The organism is Sphingomonas sp., from assembly GCF_040398505.1.
Taxonomy (GTDB): domain Bacteria; phylum Pseudomonadota; class Alphaproteobacteria; order Sphingomonadales; family Sphingomonadaceae; genus Sphingomonas.
Genome location: NZ_JBBATX010000155.1, coordinates 1 through 4,681, shown reverse-complemented (window position 1 = coordinate 4,681; position 4,681 = coordinate 1). Strand labels below are relative to the sequence as shown.

The following is a 4,681-nucleotide window of genomic DNA, read 5'->3' as shown; positions in this document are numbered from 1 at the left end:
GGACTTAAAATCCCTCGCCCATTGGGTGTGCGGGTTCGAGTCCCGCCGTCCGCACCAGCGCCGCTGCGCTTCACGGTAGCGCAACGCGACCCCGGGTGGCAGGGTATGGCGATGACGCGCTTCCGATCAACCTTCCTGTCCGCGCTTATGGTTTCCGCGACGTTTACACTCGCGGCCTGTACTGCGCGTCCCGATGACGGCCCGATCGTCGTCAGCGCGATAGGCGATGCGCCCGCACTCGCCGACCCGGCGCGGGGGCGGCTCGACACGCCGGCGCGGCTGATGCTCGACATGACGGCGCAAGGCCTGGTGCGCTTTGATTCCACCGGCCAGATCGAACCGGGAATCGCCGAGCGGTGGAGCGTGATCGACAATGGCACCAGCTATATTTTCCGGTTGCGTGACGCCGAGTGGAGCGACGGCAAGCCCGTCACCGCCGCCGAGGTCGTCACGGTGCTGCGCCGCCAGCTCGCTGCCGGATCGCGCAACGCGCTCCGACCGTATCTGAGCGCGATCGACGAGATCGTCGAGATGACGCCGGAGGTGATCGAAATCCGGTTGAAGCGTCCGCGACCCGATCTGCTCAAATTGTTCGCGCAGCCCGAATTGGCGATCCTGCGCGTCGCCCCGCCGGGCGGCAGCGGACCGTATCGAATCGTGTCGCAGCGTCGCCGCACCGTCTTACTCCGACCGGCGTTCGATCCGGCGCGCAGCCCCGACGACGACGTGGTCGAGCCATCACCCGCCGCCAATATCCGCTTGATCGGCGAGCGCGCGGCGCGCGCGATCACCCGGTTCGACCGGCGTGAGGCGAATTTGGTGACGGGGGGCACCTTTGCCGATTGGCCGCTGGTGATGATGACGCAAATCGCGCCGCTCAATCGCCGTTTCGATCCGGCGGCGGGTCTATTCGGGCTGGCGGTGGTCAATCGCAGCGGCGTGCTCGCTGACGCCGCAAATCGCGCCGCGATCGCGCGCATAATTGATCGCGCAGCGTTCGCGGCGGCGATTTCACCGGATTGGGAACCTGCCGTGCAGCTGCTCCCCGAACAGCTCGATTCGGGCGCGCCGCCGGTGACTCCGGCATGGGCGGCGGAGCCAGCGGCGGACGATCCTACGCCGCGCGCCCGTATTGCCCGCTCGCAAGCGTCGCATCCGGGCGAACTCCGCCTCCGCATCGCCTTGCCGCAAGGTCCGGGGGCAAATCTGCTTTATGGCTATGTCGGAGTGGCGCTCCTCGCGCTCGGCATCACGCCCGAGCGCGTTGCGATCGATGCGCCGGCCGATCTCCGCCTGATCGATGCGGTTGCACCCTATGACAGCGGCCGTTGGTACGTCGCGACGGCCTGCCAACCCTGCAGCGAGGCAGCGCAAACCGCGATCGACGCCGCACGCGATGCCGATTCGCCACGCCTGCGCGCGCAGCAAATCGCCGCAGCGGATGCGGCGCTGGCGAGCGATGTCGCCTTCATTCCGCTCGCGCGCCCGCTGCGCTGGTCGCTGGTCAGCATCAGGTTGCGCGCCTGGACCGGGAACTCGCGCGCTTGGCACCCGTTGAATCACCTCCGGAACGACCCCAATTGAGGTGACATGGCAGACAAGACCACCCGCATGAGCCCCCCGCCCTTTGGCGACTTCGCCACCGCTTACACCGGGCGTAATCCGGCGGCGGTGCGCAAGCGGATCGAGGCGATGGAGCATTTGCTCGAGGGTCTGTTCGTGATCCCGGTCATCAATCGCCGGGTCGGGCTCGACGTGATCCTCGATCTGATCCCGGTCGGCGGCGACGCGATCGGCGCTGCGATGGGCGCGTGGATGGTGTGGGAAGCGCGCAATCTCGGCATGTCGAAGACGCAGATGGCGCGGATGTTCGGCAATGTCGGCGTGGATTTCGTACTAGGCCTGATCCCGTTCGTCGGTGCGATCCCCGATTTCTTCTTCCGCTCGAACACGCGCAATTTGCGAATCATCAAGCGCCACCTCGACAAGCATCATCCCGCGACGGCGGTGATCGAGGGGCGCTGAACGTCAGCGGCGACCGCGCCAGATCTTGAGGCTCGCGTTGGCGGCCAATCCACCCGAATTGGCTTCACAGCGTGTGTACGCGAAGCTCTTGTCGAGGCAGAGCCACAGCTCATCGAGCCAGCCCTTGCGGTTGGCCGTGACGCGCACGGCATTGGCGGGGACGCCGGGATTGGCTGCCGCGAAAGCATCGGCGAACTGACCGGCATTGAGCGGCTTGCGCGACAAAGCATCCATGTCGGGGTAGCGCAGCTTGCCGTACAGGCCGGTCGAGCGCGCGAAATAATCAGCCGGCGTGGTCTGCATACACGTGCCGTGCTTGGCCCATTCGTGCTGGAGCAATTGCACCGACGGGGTCGCACACAGGTTCCGCTTGATCACCGCGGGCGGCAGTAGCGTCGTCGTGGTGCAATATTGCGGCCATTCCTTGCCGATCCCGTCGGGCCACAGGCCGTGCAGCGTGAAGCCGAAACGGTTGCCGCTCTGGCACTCGAACCGCGCCGATGCGTCGCGCGCGTTGCTGTGGCAATATTGCGCGGCCCAGGTCAGCGCGAGCGTATAGCCGCTGATCGGCCGCACCCGCTGCGGCTGGCTGGCAGACGCAAGATCGGGGCGCGGGCGCGGGACAGTCGACGGCACCGTGCATTGATAGCTTTGCGCCGCCGCCACGCCCGGCAGCGCGATCAACGCCGCAAACCCGATCCCCAACATCGTCCGCATCGCTTAGCCCCTCAAATTGCCGCGAAATCCAGTCCGATATCGGCCGCCGGGGCCGACTGCGTCAAGCGTCCGACGCTGACAAAGGTCACACCCGTCTCGGCAATCGCACGGATCGTGTCGAGGCGCACCCCGCCCGATGCCTCGGTCGGCACGCGCCCGGCGACGATCCCCACCGCCGCGCGCAGCGTCGCCGGGTCCATATTGTCGAGCAGCAGATGCGTCGCCCCCGCCGCCAATCCCGGCTCGATCTGGTCGAGCGAATCGACCTCGACGATGATCCGCGCGATCCCCGCCGCCACCGCGCGCGCGACCGCCGGGCCGACGCCGCCCGCCACGGCGACATGATTGTCCTTGATCATCGCGGCGTCCCACAACCCCATGCGATGGTTGGTCGCGCCACCCATCCGCGTCGCATATTTCTCAAGCGCGCGAAGACCGGGGATGGTCTTGCGCGTATCGAGCAAGGTCGCGCCGGTCCCGGCGATCGCATCGACATAGGCGCGGGTCATCGTCGCGATGCCGGAGAGATGCTGCACGGTATTGAGCGCCGCGCGTTCGGCGGTCAGCATCGCGCGGGCGAGGCCGTGGAGCCGCAGCAAATCGGTTCCGGCGGGTACGCTCTGCCCATCCTCGACCAGCCGTTCGATCACCACATCGGGATCGAGCGCGCGAAAAAACGCCTCGGCGATCGGAAGTCCCGCAACGACGATCGCATCGCGGCTGTCCATCGTTCCCGTGAAGCGCGCCTCCGCCGGAATGACGGCGGCCGAGGTGATGTCTCCGCCAGGGCCGAGGTCTTCGGCGAGGGTGGAGGCGATGAAAGCGGGGAGGTCGAAACGGTCGAGCACGAAGGTCACCGCCTCAATCCCCCGTAACCCGCACCGGCCCTAAATCGCCCATCCCCACCGTCCCGCTCGCCATCGCGAGCATCGCGTCGAGGCTCTTCTTCGCTTGCAGGCGCAGGCCCTCTTCGATCTCGATCCGCGGCGTCAAATCGCGCAGCGCGACGTAGAGTTTCTCCAGCGTATTGAGCGCCATGTACGGACAGATGTTGCAGTTGCAATTGCCGTCCGCCCCCGGCGCGCCGATGAAATTCTTGAGCGGCGCGGCTTTCTGCATCTGGTGGATGATGTGCGGCTCGGTCGCGACGATCAGCGTGTCGCCGGGCATCTGATCGGCATAAGCGAGGATACCGCTGGTCGATCCGACATAATCGGCATGATCGAGGATGTAGGGCGGGCATTCGGGATGCGCGGCGATCGGCGCGCCCGGATATTGCAATTGCAGCTTGAGCAATTCGGTTTCGCTAAACGCCTCGTGCACGATGCACACGCCCGGCCACAACAGCATCTCGCGCCCGGTCTTGCGCACCAGATAGCCGCCGAGGTTCTTGTCCGGGCCAAAGATGATCGGCTGGTCGAGCGGGATCTGGCTGAGGATCTTCTCGGCCGAGGACGAGGTGACGATGATGTCGGACAATGCCTTCACCTCGGTCGAACAATTGATGTAGGTTAGTGCAATATGGTCTGGGTGTGCCGCGCGGAACGCGGCGAATTTGTCGGGCGGACAGCTATCTTCCAGGCTGCACCCGGCGTCCATGTCGGGCAGCACGACGATCTTGTCGGGCGACAGGATCTTGGCGGTCTCCGCCATGAAACGCACGCCGCAGAACGCAATGACATCGGCATCGGTCGCCGCGGCCTTTTTCGACAGATCGAGGCTGTCGCCGACAAAATCGGCCAGATCCTGGATTTCGGGCTTCTGATAATAATGCGCGAGGATCACGGCGTTGCGGTCCTTGCGCAGCCGATCGATCTCGGCGCGCAGGTCGAGCCCGGTCAAGCTCCCACCAATACCACCACGTGCGTCCATTTTGCTGCTCCCGCGCTTGCCGATGGCACATGGACGCGGCGCTGTCCGCAATCAAGGGTGCGGCGGG

Annotated in this window: 5 protein-coding genes; 2 read left to right on the top strand and 3 right to left on the bottom strand. The window is 65.9% G+C overall.

Annotated features, from left to right (window positions below; translation table 11 throughout):
- Positions 1 to 105 precede the first annotated feature (105 nt).
- Both ABWP09_RS13590 and ABWP09_RS13585 read left to right on the top strand, forming a co-directional pair.
- Positions 106 to 1,584, top strand: coding sequence for an ABC transporter substrate-binding protein (locus ABWP09_RS13590; protein ID WP_353205661.1), 1,479 nt, complete (start codon positions 106 to 108; stop codon positions 1,582 to 1,584).
- Between the two features lie 27 nt (positions 1,585 to 1,611).
- Positions 1,612 to 2,025: a DUF4112 domain-containing protein gene (locus ABWP09_RS13585; protein ID WP_353205660.1), complete on the top strand. Its 414-nt coding sequence runs from the start codon at positions 1,612 to 1,614 to the stop codon at positions 2,023 to 2,025.
- 3 nt (positions 2,026 to 2,028) lie between these two features.
- On the opposite strand, the gene ABWP09_RS13580 is transcribed toward ABWP09_RS13585, so the two are convergent.
- From ABWP09_RS13580 to nadA, 3 genes are read right to left on the bottom strand one after another with little or no spacing between them, the layout of a single operon-like run.
- Positions 2,029 to 2,742, bottom strand: coding sequence for a ribonuclease T2 family protein (locus ABWP09_RS13580; RefSeq protein WP_502959802.1), 714 nt, complete (start codon positions 2,740 to 2,742; stop codon positions 2,029 to 2,031).
- Positions 2,743 to 2,753: 11 nt separating this feature from the next.
- Positions 2,754 to 3,599 (bottom strand): carboxylating nicotinate-nucleotide diphosphorylase, encoded by an 846-nt coding sequence (gene nadC, locus ABWP09_RS13575; protein ID WP_353205658.1) that lies wholly within the window; start codon positions 3,597 to 3,599, stop codon positions 2,754 to 2,756.
- 4 nt (positions 3,600 to 3,603) lie between these two features.
- Positions 3,604 to 4,614: a quinolinate synthase NadA gene (gene nadA, locus ABWP09_RS13570; protein WP_353205657.1), complete on the bottom strand. Its 1,011-nt coding sequence runs from the start codon at positions 4,612 to 4,614 to the stop codon at positions 3,604 to 3,606.
- Positions 4,615 to 4,681: the final 67 nt, after the last annotated feature.

Excerpts from the sequence above, each read along its gene's own strand:
- ABWP09_RS13590 (WP_353205661.1), top strand. The coding sequence starts at position 106 with ATGGCGATGACGCGCTTCCGATCAACCTTCCTGTCCGCGCTTATGGTT.
- ABWP09_RS13585 (WP_353205660.1), top strand. The coding sequence starts at position 1,612 with ATGAGCCCCCCGCCCTTTGGCGACTTCGCCACCGCTTACACCGGGCGT.
- ABWP09_RS13580 (WP_502959802.1), bottom strand. The coding sequence starts at position 2,742 with ATGCGGACGATGTTGGGGATCGGGTTTGCGGCGTTGATCGCGCTGCCG.
- nadA (WP_353205657.1), bottom strand. The coding sequence starts at position 4,614 with ATGGACGCACGTGGTGGTATTGGTGGGAGCTTGACCGGGCTCGACCTG.